We start from the raw sequence: 19351 nt of genomic DNA, 5'->3' as shown, positions 1-19351 counted from the left end.
TTGGTACTCCGCAGGGGAAGATGGTGGCGCGACGCGCTAAGGCGCGTCGTCGCCGTCGGGGACGTATTCCAGGAGATCGCCCGGCTGGCAATCGAGGTGGCGACAGATCGCCTCCAGCGTTTCGAAGCGCACGCCCTTCACCTTGCCGGACTTGAGCAGGGAGAGATTCGCCTCGGTGATGCCGATGGCGCGCGCAAGCTCCGTCGAACGCATCTTGCGGCGTGCCAGCATGAGGTCGAGCCGGACCACGATGGCCATCAGACGAAGCCCTTGCGATCCTCGTCGATCGCGCAGCCGAACGACATCACCCGCGCCAGCGCCAGCACGATCAGTCCGGCCACCAGCGCATCGAGCTGGCGCACTTCGAGGCGGATCGCCACCGGGCTCATGTGCATCAGGTACAGCGTGGCGTGGGTGATCAGCGGTACCACCGCGTAGGCGATCAGGGCCCAGGCCATGACGCGCACGTAGTGCTCGTTGCGCGTGGTGAACACCTCGCCGCGACCGTACATGCCGAACAGGCGCATCAGGCTCCACAGGATCACCACACCGGGAGCAAACCGCAGCGCAAGCAGTGCGGCGCACGCCAGCGACTGGACCTGCGTGTAGTGATCGATCGGCACCAGCGCCGGGCCGGGCGCACCCCAAGGCCACAGCGAGCCGATCTCGAAGGCGAAGCTGCCGTTGGCCAGCCCGACGCGCCCGGAGCGGAAGACAAACGCGGCCACGGCCAGCAGGTCCACCAGCAAGGTGGCGCCAAGGCATAGCGCTGCCAGCACGGAAAACAGCTTGCCGTCGCGGATCAGGCGCGGGCTGGGCGAGTTGGAGGATTCGGGCGTGGGCATGGCGTTCTCCCTGGACGGGCGCCAGCCTAGCAGCGAAATTATCGTAAAACAATAATTTCTTTTATTTATGCAATAACGAATTCGTGGCCGGACGGCCTGCCTGCAAGGGGCGCGGTGGTTACCGCGCCCCTCGTCCGCGAACGCTCACTTGCGCGGCGCGATGATCTCGCTGAGGTAATCCGGCGTGCCTTCCACCCGCACCAGGTGCGGGTACTGCAGGCCGTCGTGATAGTCCACCGGAATGGTGCGCAGCACGCCCTGGTACTTCAGCAGCAACTGGATCGGCGCCTTGCTGGTCTTGGCGGCCGCAATCGCGTCCTTCAGCAGGTCATCGGAGAAATCCTGCCCGTTCACCGCGACGATGCTGGCACCCGTGCTCACGCCGGCCTTGAAGGCCGGGCCGTTCCAGCGCACGTCGTTGATCTGCCCCTTGTCGCCCAGGGTCAGGCCGATCGACCAGGCGAAGTTGTACAGGTGGCGCGGCGACTGCGGACGGCTGTTGTACGCCTTCTCGTAGTCGCTTTCCTGGTCGGTGTAGACAAGCTTCCAGCCGGTGGCGGCGATGCCGTTGAGCAGCGGCGGATTCACCTTGGTCACGCGGTCGCGCAGGAAGCTCGCCCAGTCGTACTTGGCCACGCCGTTGAGCGCCACCACCACATCGTCGAAGGTGTAGGTCTTGGTGACGTAGCTGCCGTTGTCCACACCGAAGAAGGCGCGCGCGAAATCATCCAGCGACTTCTTGTCCTGGGTGAGCGAACGCAGCTTGGCGTCCACCTCCAGCCACATCATCTGGCCGCCCGAGTAATAGTCCTCGCTCATCTGCCAGCTGCGGTACGGCAGGCTGGAGCGGCGCGCGGCGGTCGGGTCGTTGGTGGTGTCCTCCAGCGAACGCCACTGGAAGCCCGGGCGGTTGCGGTCGTAGTTGGCCGCCACCATGGCCAGGCCATCGCGGAACTCCTGCGCCGACCACATGCCCGAGCGCGCGGTCAGCACGAAGCCCCAGTACTGGGTCTGTCCCTCGTACACCCACAACAGCGAGTCGCCCATCGGCACGTTGAAGTTGGGCGTCCACAGGTCTTCGGGGCGACGGAACTTGCCGTTCCACGAGTGCGTGTACTCGTGCGCGAGCAGGTCGCGGTCGGGCGCGCCCTCCTTCCAGGCGGTGAAGTAGTCGGCGCCCAGCCCATCCTCGCTGGACTGGTGGTGCTCGGTGCCGTTGCCGCCGAGCTGGTCCGACAGCGAGAACAGGAAATCGTAGTGGTCGTAGTGATGCGAGCCGAACAGCTTCACCGCCTGCGTCACCAGGTTGCGGTGCACCTGCAACTGCTCGGGCGTCATCTCCAGGTACTTCGGCGCATCGGCCACGATGTCCAGGTGCACCGGCGCGTCGCCGCCCGGGTTGAGGTCCACGCGCTTGAAGTACTGCCCGGCGTACACCGGCGAGTCGACCAGGTTGTTGAACGTCACCGGCTTGAAGGTCACGGTGTCGCCCGACTGTGAGGCCGTCTCCAGCGCGGTGCCGAACTGCCAGCCATGCGCCAGCTTCATGCTGGGCTCGAAGGTGATGGCGCGCGAGTAGTGGCCGGCGGGATACAGCGCCACCTTGCTCCACTCCATGTCCATCATGCGGTCGGTGATCTCGAAGCCCTGGCTGTCGGTGCGGCCTGACAGGTACTGGAACTCCACGTCGATGGCGGCCACGCCCTGCGGGATGTCGAGATGGAAGGCATACACGTCGTACTTGTCGCGCTTCCACGCCAGCGGCTTGCCGTTGGCGCTGACCTTGAGCCCGGCCAGCATGGAGATCGGACCGGTGGGCGAGTGGTCGCCGGGAATCCACTGCGGATACAGCAGGGTCAGCTCGCCCGCCTTCACCGGGATGGTTTCATGGACCCGGAAGATGCCCTGCGCGGTATCGCTGGCATCGACGTGCAGCTTCACCGTACCGACGTACGGCGTGTCCTGCGGCGGCGGCACGTTGGCGGTGCGCGCATCCTGCGCTGCGGCGGCGCTGGCGGCGAACGCCATCGCCACGGCCAGGGCAAGGCGCGAGAACGTACGACGCGGGGCAACCTGCGGGCTGGCGGGAAGGACACGGGACATGAGTGACTCCAGCAAACGGATGGATGATGTCGCTACTTAACACCAGGGGTGCCAGGCGCGCCTAGGGGATATTCGGTCATGCAGCCCACCGGGGCACGCCGGCGGACCGCACGATGGAACACATCAACTGCCGGGGTGATAGACCCGCTCGGTGTGACCGACCAGGTCCTCCGGCCAGAAATACACCTTGCGCAGGTTGCCGGTGGTGTAGCGCTCGGCCTCGTCGTTGAAGTGCGGCGAGCCGGGGTGGCCGCTCTCGCCACCGGCGGTGATGGCGCGTGCGCTGACCTTGTCGCCGAACTCCACCACGGCGACGAAGCTGTTGCCGCTGGTGCCGTAGTAGCGGCGCGTGCCGGGCCAGCGATGTGCACCGAACGACGCCAGCGAGCCCCAGCGCGAGGACGTGAACGGCACCGGGATGCTGGGCTTGGCGTCGTCGAACGGCTGCACCAGGTCGCCGTTGAGGCGCTGGTAGCGGTTCACCTCGCCCCACGGCACGCCCCAGCTGCCGAAATCCTTCTCCAGCCGATCCACCGCCTCGGACAGCGCCGCCAGGCGCGCCCTGGCACCCGCGCGCTCGGCCATGATGTCGTACACCGACAAACCCTCGGACACGTCGGACTTGTCGACCTCGTCCCACAGCGTGTCGCCCCAGAACACCGCCAGCGTGGTCGGCATCGAGGCGATGCCCCAGCGATAGTCCCAGCTGCGCAGCAAGGCGATGGGGCCGGCGAGCTTGTGCTTGAGCGGATCGCTGGCGGGCAGCGCGTCGTAGTCGGCCACCAGGATGGGCAGCTGGCGCGCGAACGCCGGCAGGTAGGAGTCGAAGGCGGCGCTGATCAGCGAGGCCTTGGTGAAGTCGCGCTTGTCGCTCAGCACCAGGGTGGCGTGGATGCCACGCGGATTCTCGCCGACGCTGTCCATGTAGCGCGGGTAGTCCTCGCGGCGCGGGCTGTCCTTGCCGGCGGCGGAGTATGGCCAGTTGTTGGTGTTCATGATCCAGCCGGTGGCCGGATTGAGCAGGTGCGGCGCCGCATCCAGCGGCAGCAGGCCCTGCCAGTCGGTGGCCGGATCGCTGCCATCCACCGGCCTGGTGTAGTCGAAGCGGTTGTCGCGCTTGGGGATGAACTGTGGATGCAGGTACGCGATCTCGCCCTTGTCGTCGGCGAAGATGGTGTTGTTGGACGAGTTGGCCTTGAGCTCGGCGATCTTCATGAAGCTGGCGAAGTCGTTGGCCTTGGTACGCAGCCAGCTTTGCTCCAATGCTTCCAGCGGCTTGTTCATCAGTGCGGTGGCGATCCACTTGCCATCGGCCTCGCGCACCACCGGGCCGTGGTGCGTGGCGTAGGTAGTGAATGCACGCTCGCCCAGGCTGCCGTCGCTCTTGCGGTAGGCCACGCGGATCTCGCGCGTGCTGACCGGGCGCAGCGCCTTGCCGTAGCGGTAGCTGAGCTTGCCACCATCGCGCACGATGGTCTCGGCGAATTCGTCCACCACGTCGGCCGTGGTGGAGGTATGCATCCAGCCGATGTGCGGGTTGAAGCCCTGGTAAATGAAGAACTGGCCCCAGGTCACCGCGCCGTAGGCGTCCAATCCCTGCTCGCTGCTCATCTGCAGTTCGGAGCGGAAGAAGAACGAGGTGTGCGGATTGATCAGCAGCAGCGCGCGCCCATCGGCGCTGAGCTTGGGCGCGATGGCAATGCCGTTGGAACCGGTGGGTTCGACCCAGCTCGACGGCGTGTCGACGAAGGCGACCTTGTCATCCTGCTTGCCATAGAACGCCTGCAACTGCTTGAGCGACACGCGCTCGATGTCGCCACCGATGCTGCCTTCGCTGAAACTCAGCGCCATCCACGGCTCGAAATGCGTGATCACCCGCGGGCGCACGTCCGGATGGGTCGCGAGGTAATAGTTGAGCCCATCGGCCCAGGCATCCATCAGCGCGCGCAGCCAGCCGGGACTCTTCGCATACAACCGCATGAGCTCGACCGGATCGATCCACAGCTGCTGGCGCAGGTCCGACCAGATCGCCTGCTCGCCCTCGGCCTGGGCCAGCCAGCCCAGCGAGTTGAGGTAGTTGGTCTCGATGCGGTTGAAGTCGTCCTCGGCCTGGGTATAGGCCATGCCGAACACCGCATCCGCATCGGTCTTGCCGTGCACGTGGGCAATGCCCCAGTCGTCGCGGGTGATGGTGACGGCCGAGGCTTGCGCCTGCCAGCGCGCCTGGTCGGCGCTGGCGGCCTGCACCGTCGTCGCGCCGAGTGTCATCCACAGCGCGGTGGCCAGCGGCAGGCAACGAAGGATCGGTTTGGCGTAGTGGATCATCGCGGTGTCAGTAGGTCTTGGAGGAGTCATTCGCGACGCGCGGAACCCCCACGCCCGTCATGCCGGCTTTCGCCGGGACGACGGAACATGGTTTGTCCCGGTGAGCCGGAAGCATCAGGGCATGCTGAAGCTGTTGTTGCCGCGATCGGCATCCGGCAGCTTGTGGTCCGGATCCAGCGTCAGCTTGCTGATGCGCTTGACGGTATGCAGCGCCAGCTTGGGCGTCGCGCTCTGGCGCCAGGCTTCCACCGGCACTGGCACGTCCTCGTGGCTGCCATCGGCGTAGTCCACGCGCAGCGTCGCCGGCATCACCAGCTTCTGCTTGCTGGCCAGCGTCACCACCGCGCCCTTGGCCGGATCGTTGTCCACGTAGCTGGCGGTGCTGATGCCCATGTCCAGCTGCCAGTTGTTGAGGTACCAGCCGCGCCACCACCAGGACAGGTCCTCGCCCGCCTCGCTGCTCATGAAGCGGAAGAAATCCGACGGCGTGGGGTGGTGGTACGCCCAGGTGGCGATGTACTTGCGGAAGGCCGGATCGAAGCGGTCAGGCCCGAGGATCTGCTCGCGCAGCAGCACAAGGCCCAGTGCGCCCTTGAAGTAGCTCACCGAGTGACGGTACTTCTCGGAGATCGAATCGGCCGGTGCCATCATGGTCGGCGCCTGCGGATCCGCCAGCAGCGGCAGGATCTCGTCCACCGGGTTGCCGCCCTTGGGCGCGTACTCGCTGTCGCGCTTGGGCGCGAACTCGCCGTGGTTGAACGCGTCGGAGGCGTACACGTCGATGAAGGTGTTGAAGCCTTCATCCATGAGGGCATTGCGGCGCTCGTTGGAGCCCACCACCATCGGGAACCAGGTGTGGCCGATTTCGTGCGCGCTGATCCAGAACAGCATCGGGCCCTTGTCGTCGAAACCGTCGAACACGATGCCGGGGTATTCCATGCCGGCGCCGTGTCCACCCAGGTTCACCGCGGCGGGCCACGGGTACGGATACCACTTGGACGAGAAATGCTCGACCGCGCCCTTCACGTATTCGGTAGAGCGGTCCCACTTGTCCTTGCCCACGCCCTCCACCGGATACACCGACATCGCCAGCGAGTGCTTGCCGTCGGGCAGGTTGATGCGCGCAGCGTCCCACACGAAGGCCGGCGAAGCGGCAAACGCCACGTCGCGGGTGTGCTCCATGTGGAAGCGCCAGGTCTGCGTGCCGCTCTGCTTCGGACGGCTGGCCGGGTCGTTCACTTCCTGCGGGCCGCGGATCATCACCGTGGCATCGCTTTGCGCGGCCTTGGCCAGGCGCTGCTGCTCGGTGGCGGTCAGCACGTCGTTGCCGTTGGTGAGTTCGCCCGAGCCGGCCACGATGTAGTTCCACGGCACGGTCACGGCGTAATCGATGTTGCCGTACTCCAGGTAGAACTCCGAGCCGAGGTAAGGCAGCGTGTCCCAGCCGCGCAGGTCGTCATACACCGCCATGCGCGGGAACCACTGCGCGATCTCGTAGATGTCGCCGTTCCTGGTCGGCGTCACCGCGGTGCGGCCGCCCCAGGTGCCGGGCACCGTGTAGTGATAGCGAATGCGCAGCTTCAGCTGCTTGCCGCCACCGGCCAGCGCCTGCGGCAGGTCCACGCGCAGGCGCGTGTCGTCCACCAGGAAATGCACCGGCTTGCCATCCACTTCCACCGCATCGAGCTGGTAGCCGTCGGTGAAGTCCTTGCGCGGGCGCGGCGAGGTCAACGAGCCGCGCGAATCGGCGCGATAGGCGTTCTGGTCCAGTTGCACCCACAGCACATCGAGCGCGTCGGGGCTGTGGTTGGTATAGGTGATGGTCTCGTCGCCACGCAGCGAGTGCGAGGCCGGATCGATCTCGGCCTGGATGGCGTAGTCCACCCGGTTCTGCCAGAACAGCGGCCCGGGCTTGCCGGCACCGCCGCGAAAGGCGTTGGGTGCATCGGGCAGCGACAGCGGCGCGAACAGCGCCTGCGGGTCGAATCCGGCATCCGTGCCATCAGCGTGGGCGGGGGCGCTCAGCGCGCCGGCGGCGAGCAGGCCTGCAGCGGCGTGGCAGGCCAGGGCGAGTTTCTTCATGCAGCGGTTTTCCTTGGAATCCCCAGAGTCTCAACAGGACACTATAGGCAGGCCAGCCCCTGCTGGACCGGGTCAGTGGTCATGGTCCGGCTCCTGCGGATTCGCAGGTTCATGCGAAGACGATCGTCATCAGGGCGGTAGAATGGCGCCATGAGCACTCCCGAACATTCCCCGCTCGGCAAGACCACGGTCTACGCCGACCGCTACGACCCTTCCCTGTTGTTTCCGATCCCGCGCTCGGCCAAGCGCGAGGAGATCGGCGTGGCCGAGCCGCTGCCGTTCCATGGCGTGGACATCTGGAACGCCTATGAGCTGTCCTGGCTGGATGCCCGCGGCAAGCCGGTGGTGGCGCTGGCCGAATTCCGCGTGCCGGCCACCTCGCCCAACATCATCGAATCGAAGTCGTTCAAGCTCTACTTGAATGGCTTCTCGCAGGAACGCATGCGCGACAGCGCGGCGCTGCTGGAAATACTGCTACGGGATCTTTCAGCCGCCGCCGGCGCCCCGGTGGAGGTCGCGCTGACCGAGGCGCAGGCCCGCGGCCATGCGGTGACCGACCTCGACGGCACGCTGGTCGACACGCTGGACGTGGCCATCGAGGACTATGGCCCGCCGCGCGCCGACTACCTGGTCGCCGATGCCGGCCAGCCGGTGGTCGAGGAAGCCCTGGTGTCCAACCTGCTGCGCTCCAACTGCCCGGTGACCGGCCAGCCCGACTGGGGCAGCGTGCAGATCCATTACCGTGGTGCACCGATCGATCGCGCCGGGCTGCTGCGCTACCTGGTCTCGTTCCGCAATCACAACGAATTCCACGAGCAGTGCGTGGAGCGCATCTTCGTGGACGTGATGCAGCGTTGCCGGCCCGAGCAGCTCAGCGTGTATGCGCGCTATACGCGCCGTGGCGGCCTCGACATCAATCCCTACCGCAGCACCGGCACCGAGCTGCCCGGCAACCCCCGCGGCGCGCGCCAATAGCCGCGACTGGCGTGAAGGTTATGTCGAAGCGGGGTCGTCCGGTAATGGCCGCTTCAGTCCGATGGGACTAGTGTTTGCTGGCATGAGCGTCCGGCAGCAGGGCTTGGCCCGCCGGACGCGTGTTCCGTCACCAGCCACGGGGTCCGTCATGAACGTTCAGGCACGCAACACCGCTTTGTACTGTGCGACCCTTGCCGGCCTGCTGATGCTCAGCGCGTGCGGCAAGAACGAGCAGCAATCCGAAAACGCGCCACCGGCACCTGCCGCCAGCGCCCCGGCCATGCCATCGCAGCCAGCGGCGCCTGCCACCGCGCCGGCACCCGCGACCACCATGCCGGCGCCGGCATCGACCGCCCCGGCGCATTCCGCTGCGTCGCCGGGCGGCATGGCCAGCGCGCCCGCTACCCACGACATCAAGGTTGCCGCGGTGACACTGGGCAACGCGGTGACCGAGTCTCACGCCATCAGCAAGGAACAGCGCCACTTCGCCCCTGAAGACAAGGCCATCTATGCCAGCGTCGCGACCGTCGGCAGCAGCGACAACGCCACGCTCAACGCGCAGTGGCACTACGTCGACGGCAAGGACCAGATGTTCAGCAGCACCACCGAATCGATCGCCACCAGCGGACCGGCCACCCCCACGTTCAAGGTGCAGAACCCCAATGCATGGCCGCAGGGGCGCTACAAGGTGGTGATTTCGCTCAACGGCAAGGCCGTGGCGAGCGAGGATTTCGAAGTCCGCAGCTGATGCGCAAAGCGACGGCAACGAAAAAGGCGCCCGCGGGCGCCTTTTTCATGGAAGCCGTCGCAGGCATTCAGAGCGCGCGCTTCCAGCGGTGCAGTCGCACGCCCGCAACCAGCTGAAGCACGCCGTAAACCAGCGCCGCGGCACCGATCCAGATGGCCACGGTGAGCAGACCCGCCACCGGGTACGCCACGAACAGGCCACCCAGCACGATCGCCAGCACGCCACTCAATGCGATCATCCACTCACCCTGGATCTCCTTGCGCACGCGGATCGCGAACACGATGCGATACACGCCGGCCACGATGAGCCACGCGGCGAGGAAGATCAGCAGCACGTTGGCCACGGCCAGCGGATGCCAGATCGCCAGCAGGCCAAAGACGATCGAGGCGACGGCGTACAGCAGCAGCCAACCTCGCGAGATCGCCACATCACGCTTGAACAGCGCGAACACGCTGATGATGCCCTCGGCCAGGGCCATCACGCCGAACGCCCAGGCGAGCGCGATGACCGTGCTGCCGGGCCAGATCAAGGCACTGATGCCGAAAAGTATCGAGATGACGCCATAGAGCACCAGCAGCCAACCCGTGCGACCCACGCCCTGCTGCAGAATCGAGCCCATATGCCTACCTCCGTGCCGTTGGACGGCGGACCGCTGCTGGGCCGCCGCAAAGTGGTTGTCGTCGGCATGCGCCCCGCTACGCGCCCCTGGCCGTCGCTCGCCACGCCGAGACGCCATCGACGCATCATCCATGTCGACGTGGCGCGAATGCGGTATCAGTCACCCTCATACGCCCATGAACCGCTCCCACCACAAGCAACACCCCGGGCACGCGCACTTAACCCTGGCGCTGCTCGAATCGGTCCCCGCAATGCGCATTGCATTTCCCCACACCCAACGAGGACCGCCATGAATCAAGACACCATCCAGGGCCAGTGGAAGCAACTCAGCGGCCAGATCAAGCAGCATTGGGGCAAGCTCACCGACGACGACCTAAAGGTCGCGCAGGGCAACGCCGAGTACCTCTCAGGCCGGCTGCAGGAGCGCTACGGCATGGCGCGCGACGAAGCCGACAAACAGGTCAAGGCCTTCGAAAAGCAGCTGCGCCACCACTAACCCTTTTCACGCCCCCTTCCGCGAGGAAGGGGGCCTCCACCCTGGCGCACCGGCGCCGGGTGGGTGCAGAACAGTTCAAACAGGGTGGCCATCAGGGAGCGCAGCCGCGCATCGCTGATGGCATAGAGGATGGACTGGCCATCGCGCCGGCCCGTCACCAGGCCTTCGCGGCGCAGCAATGACAGATGCTGCGACACCGCGCTCTGGGCGAGCCCCAGCACCTCCGCCAGGTCGTTCACCGGGCGCTCGCCGTCCAGCAGTTCGCATAGCAACATCAACCGCTTGGTGCTGCCTACCGCCTTGAGCACGGCCACCGCCTCGTCGGCATGGCGTTGCATGGATGCCACGTCGGGCCTGGTCCTGCGTCCCCGCACAGAAGAAGATGTGGAAGCGGACTTCATCGGCTCACCGCCCTGGGCAGGTCACAGTGCATCCAGCGGGATCTTGAGGTAGCGGATGCCGTTGTCCTCCTCGGGCGGTAACTGGCCGGCACGCATGTTCACCTGCACCGCCGGCAATAACAGCCTGGGCACCGGCAGGGTGGCATCGCGGGTGTTGCGCATCTGCACGAAGGCATCCTCGCCAATCCCATGCCGCACGTGGATGTTCCCGCTGCGCTCCGCGTCAACCGACGTCTCGCAGGCGAACATCTCGCGCCCCGGGGCCTTGTAGTCGTGGCACATGTACATCCGTGTTTCGCCGGGCAGCGCGAACAGGCGCTGGATCGAACGATAGAGCGCGCGCGCATCGCCCCCGGGGAAATCGCAACGCGCCGTGCCGTAGTCGGGCATGAACAAGGTATCGCCCACGAAGGCCGCATCGCCGATCACGTGGGTCATGCAGGCCGGCGTGTGCCCGGGGGTGTGCAGCGCCACCGCCTCGAGGTTGCCCACGCGATAGTGCTCGCCGTCCTTGAACAGGTGGTCGAATTGGCTGCCGTCGCGACGAAACGCTTCGCCCGCATTGAACAGCTGGCCGAACGAGGCTTGCACCTCACGGATGTGTTCGCCGATGCCCAGGCGGCCACCCAGCCGCGATTTCACATACGGTGCGGCGGACAGGTGGTCGGCATGCACGTGGGTATCGATCACCCATTCCACCACCAGGCCGTGCGCCTGCACGAACGCCACGATGGCGTCGGCGGAATCGCGACTGATGCGGCCTGAAGCAGCGTCGTAGTCCAGCACGCTGTCGATCACCGCGGCATGCCGCGTGGCCGGATCCCACACGATGTAGCTGAAGGTGTTGCTGGCCTCGTCGAAGAACGATTTCACTTCAGGGCGATTCATGTACTCAACCTCGTAGCCTGTTGCTTGTGCGCGCCTGCCACTGTGCCGCCAGCCACCAGCCCAGCGCCATCGCTGCGACCAGCACACCGACCGATCCGATCCCGCCAGCCAGCGCGACCAGCGCCGGCCCCGGGCAATAGCCAGCAATACCCCACCCGATGCCGAACAGCGCGGCACCGCCGAGCAGGCGCGCGTCGATGCGCGTGGCCCGAGGCAGTGCAAAACCCGTGGCCAGCCACGGCATGGAACGTCGCCATACGAGCCGGTAGCCCACGGCGGTCGTCAGCACGGCGCCCGCCATCACGAACAGCAATTGCGGATTCCATGCCCCGGCGACATCGAGGAAGCCGAGCACGACGGCAGGCTGGGTCATGCCGGCGAGGCTCAGCCCCAGGCCAAACAGCAAGCCAGCTGCCAACGCCATCAAGATCTTCATGTGCCCGCACCTGCCAGTACATGGCGCACCAGGTACACCGTGCACATGCCAAACAGGACGAACACCACGGTCGCCACCAGCGAGCGTGGCGACAGCCGCGCGATGCCGCACACGCCATGCCCGCTGGTGCAGCCGCTGCCCAGGCGGGTGCCCAGGCCCACCAACAGGCCGGCCACCGCCATCCACGGCCAGCGCACCACCGGCGTGCCGATGCCGCTGTCACCGCGCACCGCGAACAGCAGCAGTGGAGCAGCCAGCAATCCCGCCACGAAGGCGATGCGCCATGCACGATCGCTTTCGGCCAGCACGCCACTGGCGATGCCGCTGATGCCGGCGATGCGACCCAGCATTGCCATCAGCAGCACGGCCGAAAGCCCGACCAGGACACCGCCCAGGACAGCGAGCAACCAGGGATGCATCGCGGCCTCCTTATGTACATATATTCGATTTTTCTAATATAGAAGCCGGTCCGAATGGTCGCAACCGATCGCGCCGCCACGCAGACCCGCCAACAGGTTCGAGGGTGGCGCGCGACCACGCTGCGTCAACGGATGCATGGTCTGCTATCGGCGCATTGCGCATGGCAGGTGCATGCAGGCGTGGCGTTTCCGCCGCGGCGCGTCGGCATGCACAACGCAAGACAGCCCCTGGCAACAGGGGCTGTCTTGTCGGGAAGATGGCGCGCCCGGAGGGATTCGAACCCCCGACCAATGGCTTCGGAAGCCACTACTCTATCCGGCTGAGCTACGGGCGCATGGACGCTGCACGTGCGTGGTGACACACGGCGGACGCGCAGTATAGCGGAGTTGGGGGCGGGAGTGGCCGCAGCCTCCCGGCCCCTTGCAGGAGCGCACACGGCACGCTACTGCAGGAGGCCCCCTCCCCGCGCGTGGAGGGGGCAGGCGCTCGGCTCAGCGCGCCTTGAGCAGCTCGGACAGGCGGTCGGCCTTGCCCTCGATGCGCTCCAGGTGCGGGTACTTCAGGCCGTCGTGGTAGTCGATGCGCAGCGTCTGGTACTCGTCGAAGTTCTTCACCAGCAGCTCCACCGGCTGGTTCTTGTCCTTCGCCGCCGCGGTCACCGCGTCCTTGATGGCGTCGCTGGAGTATTCCTTGCCGTTGACGGCGATCAGCTTCATGCCCGGCGACAGGCCGGCCTTGAAAGCGGGGCCGTCCCACAGCACGTCGACGATGTCACCGCCCTTGCCCACCGACACGCCCAGCGAGTAGGTGAGGTTGGCGCCGCCCAGGCGCGCCTCGATGGCCTTGGTCGCCGCGGAGGGCTTGTCGTTGTAGACAAGCTTCCAGCCGTTGGCCTCGAAGCCGCCGATGATCGGGCCGTGGCCGTCCAGGCGCTCGCGCAGGTAGCTGGCCCAGTCGTACGGAGCGATGTCGTTGAGCGTCTTCACCACGTCCTCGAAGGTGTAGGTGTTGACGTCCCACTCGCCGTTCTTCACGCCAAAGAACGCCTTGGCGAAGTCGTCGATCGAGCGCTTGTTGCCGCTGAGGTCACGCAGCTTGCCGTCGACGTCCAGCCAGATCATCTGGCCGCCCGAGTAGTAGTCCTCGCTCATCTGGTAGTTGCGATACGGCAGCGGGCGGCGCATCGCGATGATCGGATCGTTGGTGGTGTCCTGGATGTTGCGCCACTGCTGCAGGCCCGGGCGGCCCTTGTCATAGGTAGCGGCGACATTGGCCAGCATGTCCAGCGCGTCATCCTGCTTCCACAGGCCCGAGCGCGCGGCCATCACGTAGCCCCAGAACTGGGTCTGGCCTTCGTATACCCACAGCAGGCTGTCCTGCATCGGCACGTTGAAGTTCGGCGTGCTGAGGTCGGCGCCGCGACGATACTTGCCGTCCCAGGAATGGTTGAACTCGTGGGCCAGCAGGTCGCGCATGACCATGCTCTTGTCCCACTCGGTGAAGTAGCCCGGGCCCACGCCGTTCTCGCTGGAACGGTGATGCTCCAGGCCATTGCCCGACATCTTGTCGCTCAGCGAGAACAGGAAGTCGTAGTGGTCGTAGTGGTGCGCGCCGTACAGCTTGTACATCTGCTGCACCAGGTTGCGGTGGATCTTCAGCTGCGCGTCGGTGATCTCCAGGTACTTCGGATCATCGGCCACGACGTTGAGGAATACCGGGGTCTTCGCACCCGGGTCCAGGTCCACCCGCTTGAAGTACTTGCCGGCGTAGATCGGCGAGTCGACCAGGTCGTCGTAGTTGATCGGCTTGAAGTGCACGGTGTCGCCGTCGCGCGAGGCCAGCTCGAGCGCGCTGCCGTACTGCCACCCGGCCGGGAAGGTCACGCTGGTCTCGGCGTTGATGCGGCGGGCGAAGTAGCCGGCGGGATACAGCGACACCGAGTTCCACTGCAGGTTGAGCATTTCCGGGGTCATCACCACGCGGCCCTGGCGGGTGTCCTGCGCGGAGAGGAACTGGAACTCCACTTCCACCTGGTTCGCGCCCTGCGGCACGTCGACGTGGAAGGCATACACGTTGAGCGGGTCACGCTTCCACGGCACCACCTTGCCATTGGCCTTGACCACCAGGCCGGCGAGCTTGTCGATCGATCCGGTCGGCGAATGGTTGCCCGGCAGCCACTGCGGATACAGCAGCGTGAGCGGGCCCGGCTTCGCCGGCACCACCTCGTGCACGCGGAACACGCGGTGCGCGATGTCCGTGGCGTCGACATTGATCTTCAGCGTGCCGTCGAACGGAACGTCCTGCGGAGCAGGCACGTCGGCCAGCGCAGCAAAGCTGCCCAGGCCCATGGCGGAAGCGAGGATGGCGGTAGCGAGACGCGAAACTTTCAAAGGGTTCTCCTGTGACCGATCCGCGCGATATGAAGACAAGCTGCACGGAACATGAACCCGCGATCGTAGTGCGCGACCGCATATCGCACCCCCTGCCAGAGGTCATGGCGGTGTCTGAACCTCGCCCATCCCGCGTAATCGTGTCGCGGTGTGCAGTCGTTAAAATCCCGTATCCTTTACTCACCGCGATCCCCAACGCGGGCCGCGTGGCATTCCCCCTTGATGCCACGACGGAAACACATAAAAAGATGGAGTACTCCATGAACAAGACTCTGATTGCGGCCGCACTGGCCGTCGTCGCTGTTGCGCCGTTTGCTGCCAAGGCCGACGAGAGCAACCAGCTCGACAACTTCTTCGTGGCCGGCAACCTCGGCCAGAGCGACTACCGCATCGGTGGCGTCTCGGACAAGACCGACGTGTTCCAGAACGTGCGCTTCGGCTGGCGCTGGAACGGCATCGTCGGTGCCGAAATCGGCTACGCCTACCTCGGCAAGGTCAAGAACGACTTCGACTTCGCCAGCGTCTCGGCCAAGCCGCGCGTCGGCCAGATCGGTGTGACCGCCAAGTACAACTTCTACAACAACTGGTTCGTCACCGGCCACGGCGGCTACCTGCGTTCGCGCACCACCGGTGCCGTCACCGTGGGCGACGCTTCGGTCAGCCAGAAGAGCTGGAACAACGGTTGGTACGCCGGCGCCGGCGTGGGCTACGACATCACCAAGAACGTCGCCCTGGCGCTGAACTACGACAACTACCACGTCAAGTACGACCGCGGCAGCTCGGACGACCTGAGTGCCAAGGCCAACGTGGCGACCTACTCCGCTTCGGTGGAAGTGCGCTTCTAAGCGTCACTACCTGCGCAGTAACGAAAAACGGCCGCGCAAGCGGCCGTTTTTCTTTGCCTTTCTGTAGGAGCGCACCCTGTGCGCGACAACCCTACGCGGCGGCAACCGGATACCCGCGCATCACAACATACGGGACGCCCATGCCGCGGCCATGGTCGCGCGCAGGATGCGCTCCTACAACAGGCTCAGGATGTCGCTTACTGCTTCTCCAGCTTGCTGTGGCGCATGCCGTAACCGAGGTAGACCAGCAGACCCAGGCTCACCCACACCAGGAACACCTTCCAGGTGATCGCCGGCAGCTCGGCCAGCAGCCAGATCGAGAAACCGATGCCCACCAGGGGCACCAGCGGCACCAGCGGCGTGCGGAACGCGCGATGCAGGTCCGGCTTGCGCTTGCGCAGGATCATCACCGAGGTGCAGATCACGATGAAGGCCGACAGCACGCCGATGTTCACCAGCTTGGCCACTTCCTCGATCGGCAGCAGGCCGGCCACCAGCGCGGTGAACACGCCCAGCACCACGGTCGGGCGATGCGGCGTGCCGTAGCGCGGGTGCACCTTGGCGAACCAGCCCGGCAGCAGGCCGTCGCGCGACAGCGCGAACCAGATGCGCGTGGCGCCCAGCATGAAGGCAAACAGCACGCTGATCAGGCCGAATACCGCCGACACCGAAATGATCAACGCTACCCAGTGCAGGCCCAGGTTGCGGAACGCATCGGCCACCGGCGCGTCGGTATTGAGCGTGCTGTAATGGGCAATGCCGGTGAGCACCAGCGACACCGCCAGGTACATCGTCATCGAGATGCCCAGCGACAACAGCACGGCGCGCGGCAGGTCGCGCTGCGGATTCTTCGATTCCTCCGCAGCGGTGGTCAGCGTGTCGTAGCCGAACACCGCGAAGAACACCACGGCCGCCGCCGCGGCCACGCCCTGGAAGCCGAAGTGGCCCACGCCATCGGGCCCCACCACGTGCTCGGGAATGAACGGCACCCAGTTAGCCGGATTCACGTAGAACACGCCCACGCCGATCACCAGCGCCACGGCAGCCACCTTGATCGCCACCACCAGCGTGTTGAAGCGTGCGCCCCACTCGGTGCGGAAGATCAGCAGCGCCGCCACGGCCAGCGTCACGAACGCGGCGATCACGTTGAACACATGGCCTTCGCCGGTGCCGATGGCGCCTTGCGCCCATACGGGCAGGGTCACGCCGATGCCGGTAAGCGCCGCCTGCACGTAGCCAGACCAGCCGATGGCGACCACCGCCACGATCAGCGCGTATTCCAATAACAAGTCCCAGCCGATCAGCCAGGCCGCCAGCTCGCCGAGTACGGCGTAGCCATAGGTGTAGGCGCTGCCGGTGACCGGGATCATGCCGGCGAACTCGGCGTAGCACAGCGCCGCCGCTGCGCTCGCGATGCCGGCGATCAGGAACGAAATGGCCACCGCCGGACCGGCGTTGATCGCCGCCTGCTTGCCGGCCAGCACGAACACACCCACGCCGATAATGCCGCCGATACCGATGGCGGTGAGCTGCCACAGGCCCAGCACGCGGCGGAAATCGCCACGCTTGCCGGCCTCCGCCTGCAACAGCTCCACAGGCTTGTGGCGCACCAATTTATTGAAGAAACCCATCAGCTCATCCCCGGGAAACGAGCCGCGATCATAGCGAATGGGGTCGCAGGTGCCACGCTGCGGGTGCGATGAGGGGGCCTGCCGTTCGCTGGGACGACGCGCAGGCAAGGCCTACACCCCCTCCCCGGGCCGCTCCCTGGGAGAAAGGAAGGAGCCCGCCCGCATGGAGCGCTAGCCCGGAATCGCCTTCCCCGCCCGGCCCGGCGCAGCCAGGACCAGCCACGCGAGTACCAGCGCGCTCGCCGCCGCAACCACGACGATCGCGCCGATCGCCCCCACGGGCAGCTGCGCGATGCCAAACCATCCGCCGCTGAGCAGCGGAATGGCGGCGGTCACCAGCCATCGCGCCCCTTCCAGCGCCACGCCGATCCGACGGCCTTCGGTCAGCGCGCCCAAGGCGGTCAGGCTCAACACCAGGAAGGCCGCATAGCCGGCGAGGGCCAGCGCGGGCAGGTGCTTGGCCAGGTCGAGGAACTGCACGGCCATGCCCAGCAGCAGCGCGAACTGCACCAGGCTGTACACCACCAGCCCCCGCGACAACACGGGCAGGAAACGCTCGCGCTGGATGTCGAAGTCCGGCTTGGGAAAGCCCTCGGCCACATCGGCCGGCCGCCAGCCCGGCGGCTTGATCCACACCAGCAGCTTGTCGCGCCAGCGACGTGCATGCCAGGCATCCTTGGCGGTGGCCCAGTACACCTCGGCATTGGCCCACAGCGGATTCCAGCTGCGCAGCGGCGAGCGCGTGCCGAACACCGGCGGATCGTTGTCGTCCTCTTCCACGAAGGTGCCGAACAGGCGATCCCACAGGATCAGGATGCCGCCGTAGTTGCGATCGAGGTACTTGTCGTTCACCGCATGGTGCGCGCGATGGTTGGACGGCGAGCAGAACACGCGGTCGAACCAGCCCAGCCTCCCCACCAGCTCGGTGTGCACCCAGAACTGGTAGAGCAGGTCGATCAGCGCCACCACCACGAACACTTCCAGCGGATAGCCGAGCACCGCCATCGGCAGGTAGAACAGCCAGCCCAGCAACACGCCGCTGCCGGTCTGGCGCAGCGCGGTGCTCAGGTTGTAGTCCTCGCTCTGGTGGTGCACCACGTGGGCGGCCCACAGGATGTTGACCTCATGGCCGGCACGGTGCAGCCAGTAGTAGCAGAAGTCGTAGGCGATCAGCGCAGTGACCCACACCAGCACGCTGTTGGCGGGCAGGTGGAACAGTGCGAGGTGTTCGACGCACCAGGCATAGATGCCCAGCGTGAGCACCTTGGAGAAGACACCGACGATCTGCGAGATCACGCCCAGCCCGAGGCTGTTGATCGCGTCGCTGGAGTGGTAGACCCTGCGGCCACGAAGCTTCGCCAGCAGCAACTCCAGCGCGATCAGCGCGAAGAACACCGGCGTCGCCCAGGTGATGATGGTTTCCTGCATGTTCATGCCTGCCCTGCCCCTCGCCGGACCGAACGCGCCAGGCACCACAGCGCCGCGTAATAGGTAGCCAGCACCCACAGCGACGCCCGCGGTAACGCCACGCGAAAGCGGTTCCAGGCCAACAGTGTATCGCTGGCCATGAACAGCAGCGCGCCGACGGCCGCCCAGCGGGTGGGCCCGGCCAGATCGTCGCCGCCATGGGCCAGCGCGCGGGCCACGGCCTGGCCACCCATGCTGGACAGCACCAGGACGTAGACCACCACCGGCACGTGCAGGGGCGGCGGCAACCAGGGCCACAACGCCCACAGGTTGAGCGCGCCATAAGCCAGGCACGCGAGCATGCCCCAGGGACGGGCCGCAAGACGCGTATCGAGCAGCAGCGCGCGGATGAAGCACGCATGCCCCAGCAGGAAGGCCACCAGCCCCGCGACAAATGCATCCATCGGCAGCATCAGGAACACATCGCCAGCCAGGGAGAACAGCATGCCGATCGCTATCCAGCGCCGATAGGCCACCGAGACAGGCGCGGTGGCGTGCCATGCCATCCACAGGATCAGCCCGGTGGCGAGGGGCTTGCTGATCCAGTGCAACCAGCGCCAGCCATCGACCGCCTCAGGCGCGCCAAGCGTCGCGCCAGCGATGGCTGCCATCGCGACCAGCACAATGACGAGATCGACCGCGCGCGGTGACGATCGGGCGGCGGCGTTTGAAACAGACATG

Annotated in this window: 18 protein-coding genes and 1 tRNA gene; 4 read left to right on the top strand and 15 right to left on the bottom strand. The window is 66.1% G+C overall.

The features are described from left to right. Window positions 1-36: 36 nt before the first annotated feature. The 5 genes from DVU99_RS07415 to DVU99_RS07395 form a co-directional block, all read right to left on the bottom strand. Window positions 37-258: a helix-turn-helix transcriptional regulator gene (locus DVU99_RS07415; RefSeq protein WP_114239579.1), complete on the bottom strand. Its 222-nt coding sequence runs from the start codon at window positions 256-258 to the stop codon at window positions 37-39. After that, window positions 258-845, bottom strand: a complete 588-nt coding sequence (locus DVU99_RS07410) for a DUF2975 domain-containing protein (protein WP_114239578.1) — start codon at window positions 843-845, stop codon at window positions 258-260. Before DVU99_RS07410 ends, DVU99_RS07415 begins: the two co-directional genes overlap by 1 nt. Window positions 846-989: 144 nt before the next feature. After that, on the bottom strand, window positions 990-2948 hold the full coding sequence (locus DVU99_RS07405) for a M61 family metallopeptidase (protein ID WP_114239577.1): 1959 nt from the start codon (window positions 2946-2948) through the stop codon (window positions 990-992). 123 nt (window positions 2949-3071) lie between these two features. Further along, a complete protein-coding gene (locus tag DVU99_RS07400) occupies window positions 3072-5216 on the bottom strand; it encodes a penicillin acylase family protein (RefSeq protein WP_232823516.1) in 2145 nt (714 codons plus the stop codon). 171 nt (window positions 5217-5387) lie between these two features. Further along, window positions 5388-7355, bottom strand: coding sequence for a M1 family metallopeptidase (locus DVU99_RS07395; protein WP_114239575.1), 1968 nt, complete (start codon window positions 7353-7355; stop codon window positions 5388-5390). Window positions 7356-7505: 150 nt separating this feature from the next. Between DVU99_RS07395 and queF the strand changes: the two genes are divergently transcribed. Further along, entirely contained in the window at window positions 7506-8330 is an 825-nt protein-coding gene (queF, locus tag DVU99_RS07390; protein ID WP_114239574.1) for an NADPH-dependent 7-cyano-7-deazaguanine reductase QueF, read from the top strand. A 148-nt stretch (window positions 8331-8478) separates the two neighbouring features. Continuing rightward, window positions 8479-9078, top strand: coding sequence for a hypothetical protein (locus DVU99_RS07385; protein ID WP_114239573.1), 600 nt, complete (start codon window positions 8479-8481; stop codon window positions 9076-9078). Window positions 9079-9145: 67 nt separating this feature from the next. Here the strand turns inward: DVU99_RS07385 and DVU99_RS07380 are convergent, their stop codons facing one another. Beyond that, window positions 9146-9697, bottom strand: coding sequence for an HdeD family acid-resistance protein (locus DVU99_RS07380; RefSeq protein WP_114239572.1), 552 nt, complete (start codon window positions 9695-9697; stop codon window positions 9146-9148). 288 nt (window positions 9698-9985) lie between these two features. On the opposite strand from DVU99_RS07380, the gene DVU99_RS07375 reads away from it, so the two are divergent. Next, complete coding sequence (locus tag DVU99_RS07375) at window positions 9986-10192, top strand: CsbD family protein (RefSeq protein WP_114239571.1); 207 nt, start codon at window positions 9986-9988, stop codon at window positions 10190-10192. Here the strand turns inward: DVU99_RS07375 and DVU99_RS07370 are convergent. The 6 genes from DVU99_RS07370 to DVU99_RS07345 all read right to left on the bottom strand — a co-directional run bounded on the left by DVU99_RS07370 (window position 10189) and on the right by DVU99_RS07345 (window position 14685). Further along, window positions 10189-10530: a helix-turn-helix transcriptional regulator gene (locus DVU99_RS07370; RefSeq protein ID WP_114239570.1), complete on the bottom strand. Its 342-nt coding sequence runs from the start codon at window positions 10528-10530 to the stop codon at window positions 10189-10191. The two genes, DVU99_RS07375 and DVU99_RS07370, sit on opposite strands and share 4 nt — an antisense overlap. Window positions 10531-10614: 84 nt before the next feature. Next, the gene (locus DVU99_RS07365) at window positions 10615-11481 is read right to left on the bottom strand and encodes an MBL fold metallo-hydrolase (RefSeq protein WP_114239569.1); all 867 of its coding nucleotides are present in this window, start codon (window positions 11479-11481) and stop codon (window positions 10615-10617) included. 4 nt (window positions 11482-11485) lie between these two features. Beyond that, entirely contained in the window at window positions 11486-11917 is a 432-nt protein-coding gene (locus DVU99_RS07360) for a DUF6691 family protein (protein ID WP_198670224.1), read from the bottom strand. Beyond that, window positions 11914-12336, bottom strand: coding sequence for a YeeE/YedE family protein (locus DVU99_RS07355; RefSeq protein WP_114239568.1), 423 nt, complete (start codon window positions 12334-12336; stop codon window positions 11914-11916). Before DVU99_RS07355 ends, DVU99_RS07360 begins: the two co-directional genes overlap by 4 nt. 258 nt (window positions 12337-12594) lie before the next feature. Further along, window positions 12595-12671, bottom strand: a tRNA-Arg gene (locus DVU99_RS07350). A gap of 157 nt (window positions 12672-12828) precedes the next feature. Continuing rightward, window positions 12829-14685, bottom strand: coding sequence for a M61 family metallopeptidase (locus DVU99_RS07345; protein ID WP_232823515.1), 1857 nt, complete (start codon window positions 14683-14685; stop codon window positions 12829-12831). A gap of 302 nt (window positions 14686-14987) precedes the next feature. Here DVU99_RS07345 and DVU99_RS07340 point away from each other — a divergent pair, with 302 nt between their 5' ends. Continuing rightward, entirely contained in the window at window positions 14988-15572 is a 585-nt protein-coding gene (locus DVU99_RS07340; protein WP_157971375.1) for an outer membrane protein, read from the top strand. Between the two features lie 197 nt (window positions 15573-15769). On the opposite strand, the gene DVU99_RS07335 is transcribed toward DVU99_RS07340, so the two are convergent. The 3 genes from DVU99_RS07335 to DVU99_RS07325 form a co-directional block, all read right to left on the bottom strand. Then, entirely contained in the window at window positions 15770-17203 is a 1434-nt protein-coding gene (locus tag DVU99_RS07335; RefSeq protein ID WP_114239565.1) for an amino acid permease, read from the bottom strand. 171 nt (window positions 17204-17374) lie between these two features. Further along, window positions 17375-18637, bottom strand: a complete 1263-nt coding sequence (locus tag DVU99_RS07330; protein ID WP_114239564.1) for a sterol desaturase family protein — start codon at window positions 18635-18637, stop codon at window positions 17375-17377. Next, window positions 18634-19350 (bottom strand): lysoplasmalogenase, encoded by a 717-nt coding sequence (locus DVU99_RS07325; protein WP_114239563.1) that lies wholly within the window; start codon window positions 19348-19350, stop codon window positions 18634-18636. The genes DVU99_RS07330 and DVU99_RS07325 overlap by 4 nt, the downstream gene beginning before the upstream one ends. Window position 19351 lies beyond the last annotated feature (1 nt).

Source organism: Dyella sp. C9, from assembly GCF_003332825.1.
Lineage (GTDB): Bacteria > Pseudomonadota > Gammaproteobacteria > Xanthomonadales > Rhodanobacteraceae > Dyella.
This window is presented reverse-complemented; position numbering and strand designations above follow the sequence as displayed.

Coding starts and splice junctions, on each gene's coding strand:
- DVU99_RS07405 (WP_114239577.1), bottom strand. CDS start 2,948: ATGTCCCGTGTCCTTCCCGCCAGCCCGCAGGTTGCCCCGCGTCGTACG.
- DVU99_RS07335 (WP_114239565.1), bottom strand. CDS start 17,203: ATGGGTTTCTTCAATAAATTGGTGCGCCACAAGCCTGTGGAGCTGTTG.
- DVU99_RS07360 (WP_198670224.1), bottom strand. CDS start 11,917: ATGAAGATCTTGATGGCGTTGGCAGCTGGCTTGCTGTTTGGCCTGGGG.
- DVU99_RS07345 (WP_232823515.1), bottom strand. CDS start 14,685: ATGGGCCTGGGCAGCTTTGCTGCGCTGGCCGACGTGCCTGCTCCGCAG.
- DVU99_RS07325 (WP_114239563.1), bottom strand. CDS start 19,350: ATGTCTGTTTCAAACGCCGCCGCCCGATCGTCACCGCGCGCGGTCGAT.
- DVU99_RS07340 (WP_157971375.1), top strand. CDS start 14,988: ATGAACAAGACTCTGATTGCGGCCGCACTGGCCGTCGTCGCTGTTGCG.
- DVU99_RS07365 (WP_114239569.1), bottom strand. CDS start 11,481: ATGAATCGCCCTGAAGTGAAATCGTTCTTCGACGAGGCCAGCAACACC.
- DVU99_RS07380 (WP_114239572.1), bottom strand. CDS start 9,697: ATGGGCTCGATTCTGCAGCAGGGCGTGGGTCGCACGGGTTGGCTGCTG.
- DVU99_RS07375 (WP_114239571.1), top strand. CDS start 9,986: ATGAATCAAGACACCATCCAGGGCCAGTGGAAGCAACTCAGCGGCCAG.
- queF (WP_114239574.1), top strand. CDS start 7,506: ATGAGCACTCCCGAACATTCCCCGCTCGGCAAGACCACGGTCTACGCC.
- DVU99_RS07330 (WP_114239564.1), bottom strand. CDS start 18,637: ATGAACATGCAGGAAACCATCATCACCTGGGCGACGCCGGTGTTCTTC.
- DVU99_RS07355 (WP_114239568.1), bottom strand. CDS start 12,336: ATGCATCCCTGGTTGCTCGCTGTCCTGGGCGGTGTCCTGGTCGGGCTT.
- DVU99_RS07415 (WP_114239579.1), bottom strand. CDS start 258: ATGGCCATCGTGGTCCGGCTCGACCTCATGCTGGCACGCCGCAAGATG.
- DVU99_RS07385 (WP_114239573.1), top strand. CDS start 8,479: ATGAACGTTCAGGCACGCAACACCGCTTTGTACTGTGCGACCCTTGCC.
- DVU99_RS07395 (WP_114239575.1), bottom strand. CDS start 7,355: ATGAAGAAACTCGCCCTGGCCTGCCACGCCGCTGCAGGCCTGCTCGCC.
- DVU99_RS07370 (WP_114239570.1), bottom strand. CDS start 10,530: ATGCAACGCCATGCCGACGAGGCGGTGGCCGTGCTCAAGGCGGTAGGC.
- DVU99_RS07400 (WP_232823516.1), bottom strand. CDS start 5,216: ATGACACTCGGCGCGACGACGGTGCAGGCCGCCAGCGCCGACCAGGCG.
- DVU99_RS07410 (WP_114239578.1), bottom strand. CDS start 845: ATGCCCACGCCCGAATCCTCCAACTCGCCCAGCCCGCGCCTGATCCGC.